The organism is Geobacillus sp. CX412 (assembly GCF_027942335.1).
Classification (GTDB): Bacteria; Bacillota; Bacilli; order Bacillales; family Anoxybacillaceae; genus Parageobacillus_B; species Parageobacillus_B toebii.
Map to the genome: position 1 here is coordinate 3,298,455 of NZ_CP103461.1, position 19,503 is coordinate 3,317,957.

A 19,503-nucleotide genomic window follows, 5' to 3' on the forward strand; every position below is an offset into this window, starting at 1 on the left:
ATAACCTATGCATAAATAGAACAGAATGTTCCATTTATACATAGGTTAGTTATGAGCGTTTTATTTTATTCGACTCCCATTTCTTCGCGAACGACAGAGGCGATCCGTTCGACATAATTCCGGCATGCTTCTTCCGTCGGCGCTTCTGCCATCACACGTACAACCGGCTCCGTTCCAGACGGACGAACAAGAACCCGGCCGTTTCCGTTCATTTCTGCTTCCACTTCTTGAATAACAGCTTTTACTTTTTCATTTTCCATTACTTTATGCTTATCCGCTACTTTTATGTTTACCAGCTGTTGCGGATATTTTTTCATTTCACTGGCAAGCTCAGAAAGCGGTTTTTCTTTGACTTTCATAATGTTCACAAGCTGCAATGCCGTTAGCAATCCATCTCCTGTTGTATTGTAATCGAGGAAAATAATATGCCCTGACTGTTCTCCGCCTAAGTTATAACCATTTTTTCTCATTTCTTCTACGACATAACGGTCGCCAACAGCTGTTTGTACACTTTGAATTCCTTGCGCCTCAAGCGCTTTGTAAAATCCGAGATTGCTCATCACAGTGGAAACGACGGTTTGATGTTTAAGACGGCCAGTTTCTTTTAAATATTTCGCGCAAATGTACATAATTTGGTCGCCATCCACAATATTTCCGTATTCATCTACCGCAATCAAGCGATCCCCGTCGCCGTCAAAGGCAAGTCCAACATCTGCTCCTTTTTCTTTCACAAACGCCGCTAATGCTTCTGGATGTGTCGAGCCAACTCCTTCGTTAATGTTAAGACCGTTCGGTGATGCACCCATTGTAACCACATCCGCCTCCAAATCGGCGAATAAATGGGTAGCAAGAGATGAAGTGGCTCCATGCGCGCAATCGAGCGCAATTTTCAATCCGGAAAAATCTTCGTCAATGGTCTGTTTTAAATACTGCAAATACTTTTGACCGCCTTCAAAATAATCGTTCACTTGTCCTAATGCTTTTCCTATCGGTCTTGGCAACATATCTTCCGGGCTATCAATCAACGCTTCAATTTCTTGTTCTTGTTCATCGGAAAGTTTAAAGCCGTCTGGACCAAAAAACTTGATTCCATTATCTTGAACAGGGTTATGTGATGCGGAAATCATAATTCCCGCTTGCGCTCCCAACGCTTTTGTCAAATAAGCAACACCTGGTGTAGAAATCACACCGAGGCGCATCACTTCCGCCCCGATAGAAAGCAGCCCAGCGACAAGCGCTCCTTCAAGCATATGACCAGAAATACGTGTATCACGACCAATTAATACTTTTGGCCGTTCTTCGCTTTTTGTTAATACATAACCGCCGCAGCGGCCTATTTTAAATGCCAGTTCTGGCGTCAACTCACGATTCGCTACTCCACGAACACCATCAGTGCCAAAATATTTACCCATTATACACTCTCTCCTTACGCAAATGAAATTATCGTTCATTAATTTTAATTTTTACTTTTTCTTTCGGTAATTGCCATTTGATATTTTGTGGACCATTTAATTCCGCTTTTACTTCATGTTCACCAACGCCTAAATCACTAACATCTATATATAATTGAATATCGTCTTTTGTTATATCGCTTAATACATTCGGTGCCCCATAAAGCTGAACATCCATCGCCCCTTCTTGCAGATCTACAAAATCAACCGTATATTGATCTCCTAATCCTACTACATGAATCGGTACATCTTTTAATGTTTTCGATTCTTCTTTTTGTACATCAATGACTATTTTTATTTTAGAAGGATCCACACTTTTTACTCCTGCAGGCAACGGAACATTCACTTCCAATGTCTTATCTTCTGTAATTTCATCTAAATGAATCGTAATACCGTCAATAAATTCAATGGAATTGATTTTTTCTTTTGAGCCAAAAATAGTTACTTGATTTGGGATGGTTTCTATTTTTACTATACTTAATCCTTTTCGCAGTGATCCTGTCCGATTAATTTTCAGTGGAACCGTTTTGCTTGGGCTTTTAATCGGAACGGTTACTTCTACTACGGAAGGCTGGACATCTACATTAAGTACGTTGCCTCTTTTGTCATAAACGGTTACGCTCGATTCCTCTGTTACGGTATCTGTTGCCCTATCTAAATCAATTCTAGCTTTTACCGATGATATACTTTCAATTAATTCTTTGGCACCCGTAATAGTAACGGCGTTTGGTTTGACAATCGGCTTTTCAATCAAATAGCCTTCGGGCACTTTATTTTTATTGATCAAATCAACCCCGACAGGGAAATTTTTAGAAACTTTTTCTTGAATCGTTACTTTTGCGACTGAAGGGTGGATGTTGACCTTTAGTTTATCAGATATATCTTTATATTTAATTGGAACGGTATACGTTCCTAATGGTAAATTCGTTAAGTCGATATACACTTCAAAATTGCGCTGTAAAGCAGTCGGCTTAACAATACTTGCAGGCCCTTGCAAAGTGACATTCACATATTTTGGAATACCGGAGACAACTAAATTTTCCTCATCATAATAAACCACTACAGGAACATTTGTCATTGTTTCCGTATCCTCTTGTCCTACCGTATTGCGGGTAATCACTCCCGATTTTGTTTCTTTCTCAATATTGGCCGACATATAAAGCATAATCGCTAACAGTAAAGAAAATATTTTAATAAACCAATGATTATTCATTAACTTATCCATGTTTCTTCCCCCTCCATTGCCAACGGGATGAGGAAGTCGCCTTTGTGGATGGCACTAGCTCCTTTGTAAGCAACTCCCGAAACTGCTCCGGGGTTAAATCTCTGTGTAGCTCCCCGTTTTTTGTGACCGATACCGCACCGGTTTCTTCTGATACAACAACCGTTATGCTATCTGTCACTTCACTAATTCCTAATGCAGCGCGATGCCGAGTCCCAAGCTCTTTCGAAATAAAAGGGCTTTCTGAAAGCGGCAGGTAACAGGCCGCTGCTGCGACATGGTTTTTTTGAATAATAACAGCCCCGTCGTGCAACGGAGTATTAGGGATAAAAATATTAATTAATAGTTCAGAGGAAATACGGGCATTCAAAATAATGCCTGTTTCAATATAATCTCCCATTCCTGTTTCCCGTTCAATGGAAATTAACGCGCCTATTCTCCGTTTTGCCATATATTCCGTCGCTTTAATAATCGCTTCAACCATTTTTACTTGCTCTTCGTCCTCATTCGAGCTGCTTCGAGAAAACAGCTTTCCCCGTCCTATTTGCTCAAGCGCACGCCGCAATTCCGGCTGGAAGATAATAATAATAGCGAGAAACCCCCATGTGATTGCTCGATCCATTAGCCATTGCAGCGTGTTAAGACCGAGAAAGTTACTAACAATATGCACTAGTATAATAAGAATAATTCCTTTTAGAAGCTGGACTGCCTTCGTCCCGCGAATCATCATGATTAATTTATATATAACATACCAAACAACAAGAATATCGACGGCCTTGCCTAAATAACTTAAAATCGGGAGCTCTCCGAAAGGCATTTTCACACTTCCTTTATCATTCTAATTCAAACATAATTTTATTGAAACAACCCTTCTATTATAACATATCATATAAAAAAGCCATCAAAAAAGATGGCTCTCTATTCGAACGCTTCCACCGCATCCTTGATTCGTTCCTTAATATTATACCAAATCCACTCAAATACTTGGTTAATTTCTTCAATTTCTCCTGTTACTTGTCCTGCAGAAGCTAAATATTTTTCTCCATGAATCACGGTGACATTGCCCTCGACTTTCCCTTCTATCTTTATAGAACCGTTGCGAACGACAATATCTCCTTGAACGACTTCTCCTTTCGGAACAATGACAGTATGACCGCGAATAATGACATTTTCATGTGTGGAAACAGAAAATTGTTTCTGTGCGTTCCATGTGGTAAATAGACTGCCTATCGTCAACATCATAAATAACGATGCAGCGGTAATAAACGGATGGGTTTGCAGCCACCTTCTAACACGAATCATCTTTCTTTCTTTCGGTAGCTGTGCCATCACACGGGCCGTAAAATCCGAAGGAGGGGTGAGATGGGACACATGCTGAATGAACGCGACTGTTTTCTCTAGTCCATTAAAATGATCAGCGCATGCTGAACATTGCTGCAAATGCTCCCTTAATATTTTTTCATCATGCGGCCCAATATCACCATCTAAAAAATCATGCATAAGGTTTACAATGTTATGCGGACATTTCATGTTCTTCACCCTCTCATAAATGACCCAAATGCTTTCGCAACGCTTCTCTGCCACGGTGAAGTCTCGTTTTTACCGTGCCGAGCGGCAAGTCTAAAATTTCGCTAATCTCCTGTAATGATAGCCCTTCTATATACTTCAATACAATAACACTACGATATTTTTCTGGAAGTTGTTCAATTGCTTTCTGTACTGTTTCCTGTAGCTCCAAACTTTCTAATGTTTCTTCCGGAGAAGCTTCGCTAGAGGAAAGCTGTGAATACATCGTAAGCCCATCAGTACCGCTTATCTCTTCGTCTAAATAGGCATCCGGTTTTTTCTTCCGAATCTTATCAATCGCCAAATTGGCGGCAATTCGGTAAAGCCACGAGGAAAACCTCATATTTGGATTATACGTATGAATATTAACATAAGCGCGGATAAACGCTTCTTGCGCAGCATCTTCCGCCTCATGGCGATTTCCTAGCATACGATAACATAAACGGTATATTTTATCTTTATAAAGATCTACAATATCAGCATAGGCATTTTGATCGCCTTTTTTGACCGCTTTTATACGTTTTTTCACAAATATCTCCATAATAATACGTACCCCCGCTCACTGCGGCTACAGTGTATTACGTTCACAAATAAAAAAAGTTTCATGCAAACATGCACCATTTATTTTATCATATCCGCCTAATCTTTCCTAAGCAAAATAAAAACAGCAGATTCTGTAAAATCTGCTGTTTTTACACCGTTACACCAGCTTTTCTCCAAAAAGGGACCCCATCAATCCTACAGCAACAGAAGCAGTCTTATTGCGCTCATCTAAAATCGGATTCACCTCTACAAATTCCGCTGATGTAATTAGTTTTGCCTCTGCGAGCATTTCCATTGCCAAATGGCTTTCACGATAAGTAAGACCACCGATAACTGGCGTACCCACTCCCGGTGCATCGTTCGGATCAAGTCCGTCTAAATCAAGTGATAAATGCACTCCATCCGTTCGTTCTTTTAAATATGCAATCGTTTCTTCCATTACTGTCGTCATGCCGAGACGATCTATTTCATGCATCGTATATACTTTAATCCCTTTTTCACGGATTAACTGCTTTTCCCCTTCGTCCAGAGAGCGAATGCCAATAAGAACAATGTTTTCAGGTTTCACTTTTGGGCTATAACCGCCGATATTCGTCAAATACGGATGTCCTAAACCAAGACTCACAGCCAGTGGCATGCCATGAATGTTTCCGGATGGAGAGGTTTCTGGCGTATTTAAATCACCATGGGCGTCATACCAAATAACTCCTAAATTCTTATAATGCTTCGCAATACCAGCTAATGTACCAATGGCAATGCTATGATCACCGCCCAACACGAGAGGGAAGCGCCCCCTTTTGATCACTTCGTCCACTGTTTTTGCTAATTTTTCATTTGCTTCTGCAACCGCTTTCAAATTTCGTAAGTTGGGCTGTGATCCTTCATCATCAGGATGTTCTGTTTTTCCAATTGGAATATCGCCTAGATCTTCAATTTCATAATGAAGACGTTCTAACCTCTCGATTACCCCTGCATAACGCATGGCACTCGGCCCCATATCTACACCACGACGTGTCTGCCCTAAATCCATCGGTACACCAATAATCGATACCGTCTTCATGTTTCCCTCTCCTTCCCATTGTGCTACTTCAATTGTAGACAAAAATATCATATTGACTCAACTCGACAGTTTTTTGAATATTTATTCTTATAAAAAAAGAACAGTCTGCAATCACAATAAACAAAAATCCCACTTCGGAAAAAACGAAGTGGGATGTTATATCGATGGAGCCTATCGGGATCGAACCGATGACCTCCTGCGTGCAAAGCAGGCGCTCTCCCAGCTGAGCTAAGGCCCCAAACTATCTTGTTGTAAAAGAGCGGAAGACGGGACTCGAACCCGCGACCCCCACCTTGGCAAGGTGGTGTTCTACCACTGAACTACTTCCGCATGACAATGAGCCATGGAGGACTCGAACCTCCGACCCTCTGATTAAAAGTCAGATGCTCTACCTGCTGAGCTAATGGCTCATGTAGTAAATGAAAACACTCCATGTTTTTGTTGCCTCTTCCTCTTCTAGCTAATTCACAGAAGCAGGATGCGTCGGGACAATTCGTAGCGAACTCATAGAAGCTTTGCTCATTGCTTCCCTGCTGAGCTAATTAATGAGATTATGGCTGGGCTAGCTGGATTCGAACCAGCGCATCACGGAGTCAAAGTCCGTTGCCTTACCGCTTGGCTATAGCCCAATAATATTGGAGTACCTAATGCTACCGAAAATATTATTTCACATAACATAAAAATTATACTTCATTTCAGCTAATTACTCTATGTATAAGGTGGTGGAGGGGGACGGATTCGAACCGCCGAACCCAAAGGGAGCGGATTTACAGTCCGCCGCGTTTGGCCACTTCGCTACCCCTCCATATTATGATGCCGGCTGCAGGACTTGAACCCGCAACCTACTGATTACAAGTCAGTTGCTCTACCAATTGAGCTAAGCCGGCATAAGAAAGAAGTATTGACATATATACTTAATTTTTTGTGTCCCTTCCTCTTCTCGCTTATTCAGCGAAGTGATATGCATCGGAACAACTCGCAGGGAATTCACGGAAGCTTAGGCTCGTCTCTACCATTGAGCTAAGCGGGCATTAAAAATGTCGTGGTGGAGGATGACGGGATCGAACCGCCGACCCCTTGCTTGTAAGGCAAGTGCTCTCCCAGCTGAGCTAATCCTCCACAAAAAGAAAGTGACCCGTACGGGATTCGAACCCGTGTTACCGCCGTGAAAGGGCGGTGTCTTAACCACTTGACCAACGGGCCAAAAAATCACAATACGAAAGCTTCCAACCGGGCTTGAACCGGTGACCTCTTCCTTACCATGGAAGTGCTCTACCAACTGAGCTATGGAAGCATGGCTCCGCAGGCAGGATTCGAACCTGCGACCGATCGGTTAACAGCCGATTGCTCTACCACTGAGCTACTGCGGAATAACGGGTTGTTGGTTTATACTCAATTTTTTCGTTGCCTCTTCCTCTACAAGCTTTTTCAAAGAAACTGGATGTGTCGAGGCAACTCGTAGCTTATTCGGTGAAGCTTAGGCTCGTTGCTTCCCACTGAGCTGCTTTGGAATATTCAACTTGCCTAGCAACGACCTACTCTTGCAGGGGCGCTGGCCCCAACTACCATCGGCGCTGGAGAGCTTAACTTCCGTGTTCGGGATGGGAACGGGTGTTTCCTCTCCGCTATTGTCACTAGGCAAGTTATCAGCCAAATATTATTATATCCAAATAAATAATCTTGTCAAGAGTGAAATTTCATTCCCTCAAAACTAGATAACCGTCCGTTTGGAAGAAGCCGTTTTGCATAGGCGGCTAGCTTTTTGAAGTGAAACGGCCGCTTCTGCTTTACGTACGCTGTCTAGCTCCGGACGCCATCGGCTCGCGACGCTTCGGTCCCGTTGCGGCGGCAACAGCCTCCTCACGGGCCCTCCAGCGCGTGTCGCCGATAGACAGGCGTCCTCCGCTTTTCGCTTTGTCCAGCTCCGGCTCGCAGCGCCTTGCGGAAAATAACCTTCCTCCATCGACATGCAAGCATGTCTCGTCGGAAGAACATTTTCCTTTTGGCGCTAAGCGCTCGCCTCCACTTTTCGCTTTGGTTAAGTCCTCGATCGATTAGTATCCGTCAGCTCCACGTGTCGCCACGCTTCCACCTCGGACCTATCGACCTCGTCATCTTCGAGGGATCTTACTCGCTTGACGCGATGGGAAATCTCATCTTGAGGGGGGCTTCACGCTTAGATGCTTTCAGCGCTTATCCCTTCCGCACATAGCTACCCAGCGGTGCCCCTGGCGGGACAACTGGTACACCAGCGGTGCGTCCATCCCGGTCCTCTCGTACTAAGGACAGCTCCTCTCAAATTTCCTGCGCCCGCGACGGATAGGGACCGAACTGTCTCACGACGTTCTGAACCCAGCTCGCGTACCGCTTTAATGGGCGAACAGCCCAACCCTTGGGACCGACTACAGCCCCAGGATGCGATGAGCCGACATCGAGGTGCCAAACCTCCCCGTCGATGTGGACTCTTGGGGGAGATCAGCCTGTTATCCCCGGGGTAGCTTTTATCCGTTGAGCGATGGCCCTTCCATACGGAACCACCGGATCACTAAGCCCGACTTTCGTCCCTGCTCGACCTGTCCGTCTCGCAGTCAAGCTCCCTTGTGCCTTTGCACTCTACGAATGATTTCCAACCATTCTGAGGGAACCTTTGGGCGCCTCCGTTACCTTTTGGGAGGCGACCGCCCCAGTCAAACTGCCCACCTGACACTGTCTCCCACCCCGATAAGGGGTGCGGGTTAGAATTTCAATACCGCCAGGGTGGTATCCCACCGGCGCCTCCACCGAAGCTGGCGCTCCGGCTTCTCAGGCTCCCACCTATCCTGTACAAGCGATACCAAAATTCCATATCAGGCTGCAGTAAAGCTCCACGGGGTCTTTCCGTCCTGTCGCGGGTAACCTGCATCTTCACAGGTAGTATGATTTCACCGGGTCTCTCGTTGAGACAGTGCCCAAGTCGTTACACCTTTCGTGCGGGTCGGAACTTACCCGACAAGGAATTTCGCTACCTTAGGACCGTTATAGTTACGGCCGCCGTTTACTGGGGCTTCGGTTCGCACCTTCAGCCTTGCGGCTTAAGCGCTCCCCTTAACCTTCCAGCACCGGGCAGGTGTCAGCCCCTATACTTCGCCTTTCGGCTTCGCAGAGACCTGTGTTTTTGGTAAACAGTCGCTTGGGCCTTTTCACTGCGGCTCTCTCGGGCTCATCACCCAAGAGAGCACCCCTTCTCCCGAAGTTACGGGGTCATTTTGCCGAGTTCCTTAACGAGAGTTCTCCCGCGCACCTTAGGATTCTCTCCTCGCCTACCTGTGTCGGTTTGCGGTACGGGCACCTCTCACCTCGCTAGAGGCTTTTCTTGGCAGTGTAGGATCGGGGACTTCGGGACCGATGGTCCCTTCGCCATCACGGCTCAGCCTTTGCGCCAGACGGATTTGCCTATCTGGCAGCCTAACCGCTTGGACAGGCTATTCCAGCAGCCTGCTCGCCCTACCTTCCTGCGTCCCCCCATTGCTCAAACGGTGAGGAGGTGGTACAGGAATCTCAACCTGTTGCCCATCACCTACGCCTTTCGGCCTCGGCTTAGGTCCCGACTAACCCTGAGCGGACGAACCTTCCTCAGGAAACCTTAGGCTTTCGGTGCAGAGGATTCTCACCTCTGTTTTCGCTACTCACACCGGCATTCTCACTTCTAAGCGCTCCACGAGTCCTTCCGGTCTCGCTTCGGCGCGCTTAGAACGCTCCCCTACCGATGACCAACGGTCATCCCACAGCTTCGGTGGCACGTTTAGCCCCGGTACATTTTCGGCGCAGAGTCACTCGACCAGTGAGCTATTACGCACTCTTTAAATGATGGCTGCTTCTAAGCCAACATCCTGGTTGTCTGGGCAACTCCACATCCTTTTCCACTTAACGTGCACTTTGGGACCTTAGCTGGTGGTCTGGGCTGTTTCCCTCTCGACCACGGATCTTATCACTCGTAGTCTGACTCCCAAGGATAAGTCGTTGGCATTCGGAGTTTGACTGAGTTCGGTAACCCGATGAGGGCCCCTAGCTCAATCAGTGCTCTACCTCCAAGACTCTTCCCTTGAGGCTAGCCCTAAAGCTATTTCGGGGAGAACCAGCTATCTCCAGGTTCGATTGGCATTTCACCCCTACCCACACCTCATCCCCGCACTTTTCAACGTACGTGGGTTCGGGCCTCCAGTAGGTGTTACCCTACCTTCACCCTGGACATGGGTAGATCACCTGGTTTCGGGTCTACGACGACGTACTTAACGCCCTATTCAGACTCGCTTTCGCTACGGCTCCGTCTCTTCGACTTAACCTCGCACGTCATCGTAACTCGCCGGTTCATTCTACAAAAGGCACGCCATCACCCATAAACGGGCTCTGACTACTTGTAGGCACACGGTTTCAGGTTCTCTTTCACTCCCCTTCCGGGGTGCTTTTCACCTTTCCCTCACGGTACTGGTTCACTATCGGTCACTAGGGAGTATTTAGCCTTGGGAGATGGTCCTCCCTGCTTCCGACGGGATTCCCCGTGTCCCGCCGTACTCAGGATCCACTCGGGAGGGAACGAAGTTTCGACTACAGGGCTGTCACCTTCTATGGCGGGCCTTTCCAGACCGCTTCGTCTACCCCGTTCCTTTGTAACTCCCATATGAGTGGTCCTACAACCCCAAGAGGCAAGCCTCTTGGTTTGGGCTGTTCCCGTTTCGCTCGCCGCTACTCAGGGAATCGCGGTTGCTTTCTTCTCCTCCGGGTACTAAGATGTTTCAGTTCCCCGGGTGTGCCCTCCATACCCTATGGATTCAGGCATGGATACTGCCCCATTACGGACAGTGGGTTTCCCCATTCGGACATCTCCGGATCAACGCTTGCTTACAGCTCCCCGAAGCGTTTCGGCGTTTGCCCCGTCCTTCATCGGCTCCTAGTGCCAAGGCATCCACCGTGCGCCCTTTCTAACTTAACCATGCGAAAACAGCTTCATGCTTGCCGCCTTCGCTTCTCGGCTTCTTCCAATCGGTTATCTAGTTTTCAAGGAACAACATTTATTTGAAAGAACATATAGCATGTTCCCTCAAAACTGAACAAACCCGAAGCGCCCACCTTATTTCACACACATACAGTCCTTAGAAAGGAGGTGATCCAGCCGCACCTTCCGGTACGGCTACCTTGTTACGACTTCACCCCAATCACTTGCCCCACCTTCGGCGGCTGGCTCCCTTACGGGTTACCTCACCGACTTCGGGTGTTGCAAGCTCTCGTGGTGTGACGGGCGGTGTGTACAAGGCCCGGGAACGTATTCACCGCGGCATGCTGATCCGCGATTACTAGCGATTCCGGCTTCATGCAGGCGAGTTGCAGCCTGCAATCCGAACTGAGAGCGGCTTTTTGGGATTCGCTCCCCCTCGCGGGTTCGCAGCCCTTTGTACCGCCCATTGTAGCACGTGTGTAGCCCAGGTCATAAGGGGCATGATGATTTGACGTCATCCCCACCTTCCTCCGACTTTTAGCCGGCAGTCCCCCTAGAGTGCCCAACTGAATGCTGGCAACTAGGGGCGAGGGTTGCGCTCGTTGCGGGACTTAACCCAACATCTCACGACACGAGCTGACGACAACCATGCACCACCTGTCACCCTGTCCCCCCGAAGGGGGAACGCCCTGTCTCCAGGGTTGTCAGGGGATGTCAAGACCTGGTAAGGTTCTTCGCGTTGCTTCGAATTAAACCACATGCTCCACCGCTTGTGCGGGCCCCCGTCAATTCCTTTGAGTTTCAGCCTTGCGGCCGTACTCCCCAGGCGGAGTGCTTAACGCGTTAGCTACAGCACTAAAGGGAAAACCCCTCTAACACTTAGCACTCATCGTTTACGGCGTGGACTACCAGGGTATCTAATCCTGTTTGCTCCCCACGCTTTCGCGCCTCAGCGTCAGTTACAGACCAGAGAGCCGCCTTCGCCACTGGTGTTCCTCCACATCTCTACGCATTTCACCGCTACACGTGGAATTCCGCTCTCCTCTTCTGCACTCAAGTCCCCCAGTTTCCAATGACCCTCCACGGTTGAGCCGTGGGCTTTCACATCAGACTTAAGGGACCGCCTGCGCGCGCTTTACGCCCAATAATTCCGGACAACGCTCGCCCCCTACGTATTACCGCGGCTGCTGGCACGTAGTTAGCCGGGCTTTCTCGTTAGGTACCGTCACCGTACCGCCCTATTCGAACGGTACTTCTTCTTCCCTAACAACAGAGCTTTACGATCCGAAGACCTTCTTCGCTCACGCGGCATCGCTCCGTCAGACTTTCGTCCATTGCGGAAGATTCCCTACTGCTGCCTCCCGTAGGAGTCTGGGCCGTGTCTCAGTCCCAGTGTGGCCGGTCACCCTCTCAGGCCGGCTACGCATCGTCGCCTTGGTGAGCCGTTACCTCACCAACTAGCTAATGCGCCGCGGGCCCATCCGTAAGTGGTAGCAAAAGCCACCTTTCAACCAAAGACCATGCGGTCTTCGGTGTTATCCGGTATTAGCCCCGGTTTCCCGGAGTTATCCCGGTCTTACGGGCAGGTTACCCACGTGTTACTCACCCGTCCGCCGCTAACCGAACAGAAGCAAGCTCCCGTTCGGTCCGCTCGACTTGCATGTATTAGGCACGCCGCCAGCGTTCGTCCTGAGCCAGGATCAAACTCTCCAAAAAGAAAGTTGATTGGCTTCTTTTCAGCTTCAGCGCCGACACCGCAAGGTGTCGCTCGCCTTCGCTTTTCGTATTGTCTAGCTTCAGCGCCTAGCTCTCTTGTGCCAAATAACCTTCCCCCTCGAAGTGCAAGCACTTCAGCGGGTGAAGAACATTTGGCTTCGAGAGCTGATCGCGGCGCTTCAGCTTTTCGTACTGTCTAGCTTCGGCTCCTAGCCCCTCGGGCCGCTTCGGTCTCGCTGTGGCGGCAACAGCCTCCTCGCGAGCCCTCCAGCGCCTGCCGGGGCTAATCAGTCGCCTTCGCTTTTCGTTGTGGACGCTTCGTTTTGTTCAGTTTTCAAAGAACATTTTCCTCTTTTTGCGACTTTTTTATGCTAACACATTCATTAATAAGATGTCAATATTATTTTCGCTATCACTTAGCGACGTTAAACGATTTACCATAGCAAATTTTTATTGTCAATACTTTTTTATGTATTTTTTATTAATATGTTTATCGGGATCAAGAATAAAACATGGTTTGAAAATATTTTTCATAACACCCGGGGTGACAAGCATAAGATGGTGACAGAACAACTTTAGGATAAAGGGGGAAAAATAGTGAGTTTTTTCTATGCATTAAATGGACGTTCCTTAAAAAAGGCACTTATTATCGTTCTATCTGCATTTTTTACAGCCACTATTTTATATGCCCAAGGAATCAATAATCCCACGCTTTCTCTCTCTACTGGGCCAAAAGCGGTCTATAAAATAGAAAAAAGTAAACATGAGGTATCACTAACATTTGATATCAGCTGGGGGGATCAAAACGCCTTACACATCCTCGATGTATTAAAACAAAATGACATAAAAAATGCAACATTTTTTTTATCTGCCTCTTGGGCGGAACGTCATCCGAATATTGTGAAACGAATTAAAGAAGACGGTCATGAAATCGGAAGCATGGGATATAACTTTGTTAACTACACAGAGTTAGAAAGCCCGAAAATACGTCAAGATCTTATGCAGGCAAAAAAAGTATTTGACACGCTTGGAATTAAAGAAATTACATTATTGCGGCCTCCGAGCGGCAACTTTAATAAGAATGTATTAAAGATTGCTGATTCGCTAGGTTATACCGTCGTTCATTGGAGTATTGACTCAAAAGATTGGCTTAACCCTGGAGTAAAGACAATTGTTGAAAATGTCGTAAACGACATGGAAGCCGGAGATATCATTTTACTTCACGCATCAGATTCTGCTAACCAAACAGCAAAAGCACTTCCAAAAATTATTGAAGCAATGAAGGAAAACGGTTACCGTAATGTTAGCGTTTCACAACTGATCGCTAATGGCGATGTAAATAGTAAAGAAATAAACTAAACTGAATTTCCGCGTGACTAAAGTCGCGGACTTTCGTGGTTAGTTATCCTGTAAACATAAGCACGCGCAAAAGAAAGGGAGGTATCCTCCTCCCCTTTATGACTTTGGAACACCTGTTAGTTTATGCAGTATAAGAAGCTGATAAGCGTTACAAACTAATAATGGAAATAACATTAAATAAAGCCAATCTTCATTGTTAATACGCAATGCTGGAAACCACTCAATAACCGTTACGACAACCATAAAAAATAATGCTGGTACAAACGCCCCTTTATTCGTTTGTGCACTTTTTATATAAGCAACAATAAGCCCGACAATCAAAATAAATAAAGCGACTAGTATGTAACTGACAATAGACTCCCCTTCCACAGCAAACACTTGATAGCGGAAATATACTAAATCGAAAAGCACAAACAAAATTAGCACAACTTGTACTGAGTTCCAAAGAGAGTCAGAACGAAAGATCCCAAGTCCAAAGCGATGAATGGTTAAATAGGCGAAAAACCCCATTTGACTAATGACACTAAAAATAAAGCCAACACCGATGTGCCACACTAACACCGCAATAATTTCCAATACGTCCGATCGTAAAAACAGTTTCTCGTATTCACTCCAGTTAAGTATAATCCCTATAATCGCTGTTGTTATTCCTCCAATAGCTAATGTTGTTAAAAATAAACGCACCCATTTACGGCTGTTCACAACTTCATCCTGGTTACTAAAATCTATAAAAATCGACTCATCGCGATGGAACCAGGAAACACCGCTTGCCGCTCAGGAAACACCTGAGTTCCATCAGGAAGGGAAATTCCCTTGTCATTCACCTATTGTAAAAGACACCCCGTGGCTCGCTGTCAGCGATGGCATCTGTCGTGCACCATTCCTTCCATCGGTCAGTACACGACAACGATTTTAGCAACCAGGTCTACACCTCCCTTAGTTGAATTTGATACTGATTCATCCAGCAGAATTTGTGCAAGATGTTCCATAACGACCATTCATGTTCTTGTTTGAAATTTTCGATTTTTTGTAACATCATGATTAAATATTGGCGTTGTTTCTTGCCGCTTTTCGATTGCTTGTAGGATTCTTCCATCGACCCTAACACGGCAATCAAATGACGCTTCACTTTCGTTTTTATGATGTCCATGAGTTCTTTTGGCAATCGTTCCTGATGCCCTAACCCCCGTCTGCCAATCACCAAAGCGGCACTTTCATGAACGGATAACCCATACTTTTTCATACAACTGATTCGAGCGCAAATCTTTCCATTCTTCGTTCGTGATTTTTCCTTTCAAGCGCTTGTAAAAGTTTTGTTTTCCGCCAAAAATCACACGTGGAATCGTCCCTTGGTCGAGATGGTGCTTTAGCTCATCTTCTTTCGATTTCCATTTTTCTAATCGTCGGTGTAATCCGTCTAAACACGTTTGAAGATCGACTTTTTTCGGTGTTTTTCTTCCATGTTGGTAGTCATCGATTTTCTTTTCGGTTTTTTCGATTTTCGCCTGCACATCCTCTAAGCGCATTGGAAGCAACTCACGTTGAGAAGAAATCAACGATTGTGCAAACAAGACCGCATCTTCGGCATACCGTTTGTTGAGCTGAAATTGGCGCAGAAGGTGCTGGATGAGGTCTTTGGCGTTCCTTCCCTCCAGCAAACGGTTGAACGCGTATCGCTTCGCGGAAACAAAGACGCGCATCAACTCATCTAATGAGCGAAGGTGTGTTTCATCATTGGAAACAATTTTCATCACCCGAACCGTTTTCATCCCCTTGCCTTCCCCCTTGTTTGGATCCTTAAGAACATATATTCGCTAAATCTTCTTCCTTTCCTTTTTACATGAGGAAGGGGAGATGATTTTTTATCATCAGACAGGAGACGATAGAAAAGATGGAGAACATCTGCCTCTTTACGTCCAATAGCAGGAGATATTTACATGATTTTATAGATGTTTAACAAACTGCTTATACCTCCATTATTCTCAAATTCGATTCGCTTTAAATTTTATCAACGACTTAGGAATAAAGCAAATGCATATTTTTTTGACAGAAATTCATATTAAGGGTAAGGGATTTTTGCAGAAAGGAGCTTATTTACACATGAAAAAAAGCGCATTGCTCCTATTATTTAGTTATTTCCTTATCCTTAGCTCTTGTGCTCCTCAAGAAATTAGCCCACCTCCCCCGGATTACGATCAAACGAAAAAAATGGTCGTTGATATTTTAAAAACAGATGAGGGGAAAAAGGCTATTCAGGAAATTATGACGGATGAAAAAGTGAAACAACAATTAGTAATGGAGCAAACCGTTGTCAAAGAAACACTCGAACAAGTGTTAACGTCGGAAAAAGGAATAAAATTTTGGGAAAAAGCACTGCAAGATCCAAAGTTTGCAGAAAGCTTTGCAAAAAGTTTAAAAACAGGGCAAGAAAAAACGATCAAAGCGTTAATGAAAGACCCTGAATATCAAGGGATGATGATAGATATTTTAAAAAATCCAGAAATGGAAAAAGCGATGATGGACGTGCTAAAAAGTAAAGAATTTCGCAAGCACCTTCAACAAGTCATAACAGAAACGCTGAATAGTCCATTATTCCAGGCAAAAATTCAAGACATATTAATAAAATCCGCTGAAAACATTCAGCAGGAAACAAAAAAACAAAATGAAAATCAAGAGGGAGGAGAAGGAGAGGAAAGCGGCGACGATCAGCAAGGGCAAGGAGGAAGTTAAAAAGGAGCTATCTCCGAGCGAGATATGCTCCTTTTTTCTTTAACACTTTTCAATAATTTTTCGCGCAATGTCCATATATATTTTCCCAATAGGATGATCTTCCGCATAAACAGATGGAGCGAAATCCTCATCGTTCCAATCTGGTTGTTGGAGTGGCAGCTGCCCTAAAAGCTCCGTTTGCAACTCTTTCGCAAGCTTTTCGCCGCCGCCTTTGCCGAATACATATTCTCTTTCGCCTGTTTTGCGGCTTTCAAAATAGGACATATTTTCAATCACACCGATGATTTCGTGTTCCGTGCGAAGCGCCATTGCACCTGCGCGCGCCGCGACAAACGCCGCTGTCGGATGCGGGGTAGTAACAATGATTTCTTTACACGAAGGCAACATGGTATGTACATCTAACGCAACGTCCCCCGTTCCCGGAGGCAAATCTAATAATAAATAATCTAAGTCGCCCCATTCGACTTCTTTGAAAAAGTTGTTTAACATTTTTCCTAACATTGGACCGCGCCAAATAACAGGAGCGTTATCTTCGACGAAAAAGGCCATGGAAATAACTTTTACGCCGAATCGTTCAACCGGAATAATTTTATCGCCGCGCACGGTTGGTCGTTCGACAATGCCCATCATATCCGGAACACTAAACCCATAAATATCGGCATCAATCAGCCCTACTTTTTTCCCAAGACGAGCGAGAGAAACAGCAAGGTTCACGGAAACGGTCGATTTTCCAACGCCGCCTTTTCCGCTAGCAATTGCAATGTATGTCGTTTTCGATGTTTCCCCTTGATATTTTGCTACTACTTCTTCAGGGAGCTGCGCAAACCGCAAACCGACCGAAGCAGCGCCAGCATCTTTTAGTAGCTGAACAATCGTTGTTTGGATGCGAAGCTGCTCGGCTGTCCCTGTTTTTGCTAATGCGATTTTGACGCTGACGTGCTTTTTATCTTCCTTGATTTTAATTTCTTGAATCGCATTTGTTTCTTTAAACGTCTTGTTTAAAAATGGGTCTTTTATATTTTCTAACAATCCTCTTACATCATTTTCTGTGAGCATCGGCCATCACCAATCCTTATGTATGTATTCCCTTTCATACTTTTACTATAACATATATAACCATTGCGTATCTATCATGTAAAAAAAAGGAATCCTCCCTATTCAGGAGGATTTTTTTCATTCGAAAAATATCGCAGTACCCCTTTATATATCGATGCCGCTAGCTTCGTTTGATAACGGTCAGAAGCTAAAAGTTCCCGTTCCTCTGGATTAGATAAAAACCCCACTTCGACAAGCGCACCTGGTTTTTTCGCATATTTCAACAAATAAACGGTATCGATTATTTTGGCAGTACGATTTGTATTTTCAAGATTGCGCCGCAATTCCGCTTGGATAAACTTAGCGATCCGTTCATTTTCGATCAGTGAGCCGTAATAAAACGTTTGCGCCCCACGCCAACGCGGAGAGGGAATGGCATTAAGATGGATACTAATAAATAAATCTGCCTCCGATTTATTAATCAACGCAACACGTTTTCGTAAATCTTCCGCCTTTCGACGGCTATAGCCACGTGTGTCTTTATCGGCAAGGTCGCTGTCCGTTTCCCTTGTCATCAACACGAGCGCACCTTGCTGCTGCAAGTAGTCTCGCAATTTCTCCGCCACTTTCAGCGTCACTTCTTCTTCTACCACATCACCGCCGACAGCTCCTCCGTCCGGCCCGCCATGACCAGGATCTAAAATGATAATCCTTCCAGAGAGAGGGAGGTTCCACGATTTAGTTGAAGTCGTATTCGCAAAGATATATTGGAAAAGAACAATAACAATAATGGAACTAATGAGAGCACCCAACCATTTTACTTTCATTGTTTCTCCTCCTGCGTTTCCCCTTCTCTATCTTATATGGGACAAGAGGCAAAAATAGAACTTTTTAGTGAAGTTTCAGACGTCGACGTTTTTTTCCTCTTTCAAATCCTTCCGTCCACCAATAAACAACGTAATGTTCACAGGCATAATAAAGCGACTCATTGGCTAAACCATCATCAATGTTTCCCCAAAAGCAAAGAAAATCAAATAATGTATCAATGAAATATTTTTCTTCTTGCGCGCACCGTCGTCTTACACTTTCTGCTGGTTCTCCATAGTAACCGAATCGACTGTAGTTCGCACCAAGTAAATACGCTTCAATAGCGATATCGATACATCCTTCTTCAATGACGGATGGGAATGCACGGTACATTGGATAAAAAGGACTAAAATGCTTGATCGCCTTTGTTTTCAGCTTTTCGAAAGACAACTCACGCAACATTTTTCGTTCATATAACATTTGTTTTTCCTGCTTCTTTTCTTTAAATGAAGTGATCACACTCATGTTCTTTCACACCCCTTTAGGATGTAGTTTTTAACGATTCATCCTAAACATGCGTGAATAAAAAAAGAGGGAGAAAAGAAAAAAATCCCAGCCGATATCGGCTGGGATTTTTGGAAAAATACCATTAACGTTTTGAGAATTGTGGAGCGCGACGAGCACCTTTAAGACCGTATTTTTTGCGTTCTTTCACACGAGCATCGCGTGTTAATAAACCTGCGCGTTTTAATACTGGACGGTAATCTGGATCTACTTGCAATAACGCACGAGCGATTCCATGGCGAATCGCGCCTGCTTGGCCAGAGAATCCGCCGCCTTTTACGTTTACTAACACATCGTAATTTCCTAACGTTTCTGTTAATACTAACGGTTGTTTCACAACTTCGATCAACGCTTCCGATGGAATATAGTCACGAATGTCACGATCGTTAATCACAATGCGTCCGTCGCCTGGAACGAGGCGCACACGTGCGACAGAGCTTTTACGACGGCCTGTGCCATAATATTGTACTTGTGCCAA

General features: G+C 45.3%; 16 protein-coding genes, 10 tRNA genes and 3 rRNA genes. 2 read left to right on the forward strand and 27 right to left on the reverse strand.

Annotated features, from left to right (window positions below):
* Positions 1-65: 65 nt before the first annotated feature.
* From glmM to NXM86_RS17250, 20 genes are all read right to left on the reverse strand, one after another.
* Complete coding sequence (glmM, locus tag NXM86_RS17155) at positions 66-1,412, reverse strand: phosphoglucosamine mutase (protein ID WP_012748922.1); 1,347 nt, start codon at positions 1,410-1,412, stop codon at positions 66-68.
* Positions 1,413-1,440: 28 nt separating this feature from the next.
* Positions 1,441-2,676: a CdaR family protein gene (locus NXM86_RS17160; protein ID WP_012748921.1), complete on the reverse strand. Its 1,236-nt coding sequence runs from the start codon at positions 2,674-2,676 to the stop codon at positions 1,441-1,443.
* Positions 2,669-3,490, reverse strand: a complete 822-nt coding sequence (gene cdaA, locus NXM86_RS17165; RefSeq protein ID WP_498958377.1) for a diadenylate cyclase CdaA — start codon at positions 3,488-3,490, stop codon at positions 2,669-2,671. The genes NXM86_RS17160 and cdaA overlap by 8 nt, the downstream gene beginning before the upstream one ends.
* Positions 3,491-3,591: 101 nt before the next feature.
* Positions 3,592-4,203 carry an anti-sigma-W factor RsiW gene (gene rsiW / locus NXM86_RS17170; protein WP_498958378.1) on the reverse strand — a complete coding sequence of 204 codons (612 nt, stop codon included), beginning with the start codon at positions 4,201-4,203 and terminating at the stop codon, positions 3,592-3,594.
* A gap of 13 nt (positions 4,204-4,216) precedes the next feature.
* Positions 4,217-4,780, reverse strand: coding sequence for an RNA polymerase sigma factor SigW (gene sigW / locus NXM86_RS17175; protein WP_041269551.1), 564 nt, complete (start codon positions 4,778-4,780; stop codon positions 4,217-4,219).
* 159 nt (positions 4,781-4,939) lie between these two features.
* Positions 4,940-5,842 (reverse strand): arginase, encoded by a 903-nt coding sequence (rocF, locus tag NXM86_RS17180; RefSeq protein WP_012748917.1) that lies wholly within the window; start codon positions 5,840-5,842, stop codon positions 4,940-4,942.
* Positions 5,843-6,007: 165 nt separating this feature from the next.
* Positions 6,008-6,080 (reverse strand) — tRNA-Ala (locus NXM86_RS17185).
* Between the two features lie 20 nt (positions 6,081-6,100).
* A tRNA-Gly gene (locus NXM86_RS17190) sits at positions 6,101-6,172 on the reverse strand.
* A gap of 7 nt (positions 6,173-6,179) precedes the next feature.
* Positions 6,180-6,252, reverse strand: a tRNA-Lys gene (locus NXM86_RS17195).
* Between the two features lie 144 nt (positions 6,253-6,396).
* A tRNA-Gln gene (locus tag NXM86_RS17200) sits at positions 6,397-6,471 on the reverse strand.
* 91 nt (positions 6,472-6,562) lie between these two features.
* Positions 6,563-6,647, reverse strand: a tRNA-Tyr gene (locus tag NXM86_RS17205).
* 9 nt (positions 6,648-6,656) lie between these two features.
* Positions 6,657-6,729: transfer RNA gene (locus NXM86_RS17210), tRNA-Thr, on the reverse strand.
* Between the two features lie 156 nt (positions 6,730-6,885).
* Positions 6,886-6,961: transfer RNA gene (locus NXM86_RS17215), tRNA-Val, on the reverse strand.
* Positions 6,962-6,973: 12 nt separating this feature from the next.
* Positions 6,974-7,045, reverse strand: a tRNA-Glu gene (locus NXM86_RS17220).
* Between the two features lie 18 nt (positions 7,046-7,063).
* A tRNA-Thr gene (locus NXM86_RS17225) sits at positions 7,064-7,136 on the reverse strand.
* Between the two features lies 1 nt (position 7,137).
* Positions 7,138-7,212 (reverse strand) — tRNA-Asn (locus NXM86_RS17230).
* Between the two features lie 152 nt (positions 7,213-7,364).
* Positions 7,365-7,481: ribosomal RNA gene (gene rrf / locus NXM86_RS17235) — 5S ribosomal RNA — on the reverse strand.
* Positions 7,482-7,553: 72 nt separating this feature from the next.
* On the reverse strand, positions 7,554-7,811 hold the full coding sequence (locus tag NXM86_RS17240) for a hypothetical protein (protein WP_498958379.1): 258 nt from the start codon (positions 7,809-7,811) through the stop codon (positions 7,554-7,556).
* Positions 7,812-7,876: 65 nt separating this feature from the next.
* Positions 7,877-10,811 (reverse strand): 23S ribosomal RNA (locus tag NXM86_RS17245).
* Between the two features lie 164 nt (positions 10,812-10,975).
* Positions 10,976-12,530 (reverse strand): 16S ribosomal RNA (locus NXM86_RS17250).
* Together the 16S, 23S and 5S rRNA genes with 10 tRNA genes alongside form the textbook arrangement of a ribosomal RNA operon.
* Before the next feature lie 597 nt (positions 12,531-13,127).
* Between NXM86_RS17250 and pdaB the strand changes: the two genes are divergently transcribed.
* Positions 13,128-13,889, forward strand: a complete 762-nt coding sequence (gene pdaB, locus NXM86_RS17255; protein WP_498958380.1) for a polysaccharide deacetylase family sporulation protein PdaB — start codon at positions 13,128-13,130, stop codon at positions 13,887-13,889.
* Between the two features lie 96 nt (positions 13,890-13,985).
* Here the strand turns inward: pdaB and NXM86_RS17260 are convergent, their stop codons facing one another.
* From NXM86_RS17260 to NXM86_RS17270, 3 genes are all read right to left on the reverse strand, one after another.
* Positions 13,986-14,591 (reverse strand): KinB-signaling pathway activation protein, encoded by a 606-nt coding sequence (locus NXM86_RS17260; protein WP_012748915.1) that lies wholly within the window; start codon positions 14,589-14,591, stop codon positions 13,986-13,988.
* A 223-nt stretch (positions 14,592-14,814) separates the two neighbouring features.
* Positions 14,815-15,132, reverse strand: coding sequence for a transposase (locus NXM86_RS17265; protein ID WP_133066511.1), 318 nt, complete (start codon positions 15,130-15,132; stop codon positions 14,815-14,817).
* The gene (locus NXM86_RS17270; RefSeq protein WP_498958381.1) at positions 15,104-15,658 is read right to left on the reverse strand and encodes a transposase; all 555 of its coding nucleotides are present in this window, start codon (positions 15,656-15,658) and stop codon (positions 15,104-15,106) included. Before NXM86_RS17270 ends, NXM86_RS17265 begins: the two co-directional genes overlap by 29 nt.
* A 331-nt stretch (positions 15,659-15,989) precedes the next feature.
* Here NXM86_RS17270 and gerD point away from each other — a divergent pair, with 331 nt between their 5' ends.
* Complete coding sequence (gene gerD / locus NXM86_RS17275) at positions 15,990-16,619, forward strand: spore germination lipoprotein GerD (RefSeq protein ID WP_062756081.1); 630 nt, start codon at positions 15,990-15,992, stop codon at positions 16,617-16,619.
* A gap of 39 nt (positions 16,620-16,658) precedes the next feature.
* On the opposite strand, the gene salA is transcribed toward gerD, so the two are convergent.
* The 4 genes from salA to rpsI form a co-directional block, all read right to left on the reverse strand.
* The gene (salA, locus tag NXM86_RS17280; RefSeq protein WP_012748913.1) at positions 16,659-17,675 is read right to left on the reverse strand and encodes an iron-sulfur carrier protein/transcriptional regulator SalA; all 1,017 of its coding nucleotides are present in this window, start codon (positions 17,673-17,675) and stop codon (positions 16,659-16,661) included.
* A 98-nt stretch (positions 17,676-17,773) separates the two neighbouring features.
* Positions 17,774-18,481 (reverse strand): N-acetylmuramoyl-L-alanine amidase CwlD, encoded by a 708-nt coding sequence (gene cwlD / locus NXM86_RS17285; RefSeq protein WP_062756047.1) that lies wholly within the window; start codon positions 18,479-18,481, stop codon positions 17,774-17,776.
* Positions 18,482-18,545: 64 nt separating this feature from the next.
* Positions 18,546-18,986, reverse strand: coding sequence for a YbaK family protein (locus tag NXM86_RS17290; RefSeq protein ID WP_012748911.1), 441 nt, complete (start codon positions 18,984-18,986; stop codon positions 18,546-18,548).
* A 124-nt stretch (positions 18,987-19,110) separates the two neighbouring features.
* Entirely contained in the window at positions 19,111-19,503 is a 393-nt protein-coding gene (gene rpsI, locus NXM86_RS17295) for a 30S ribosomal protein S9 (protein ID WP_012748910.1), read from the reverse strand.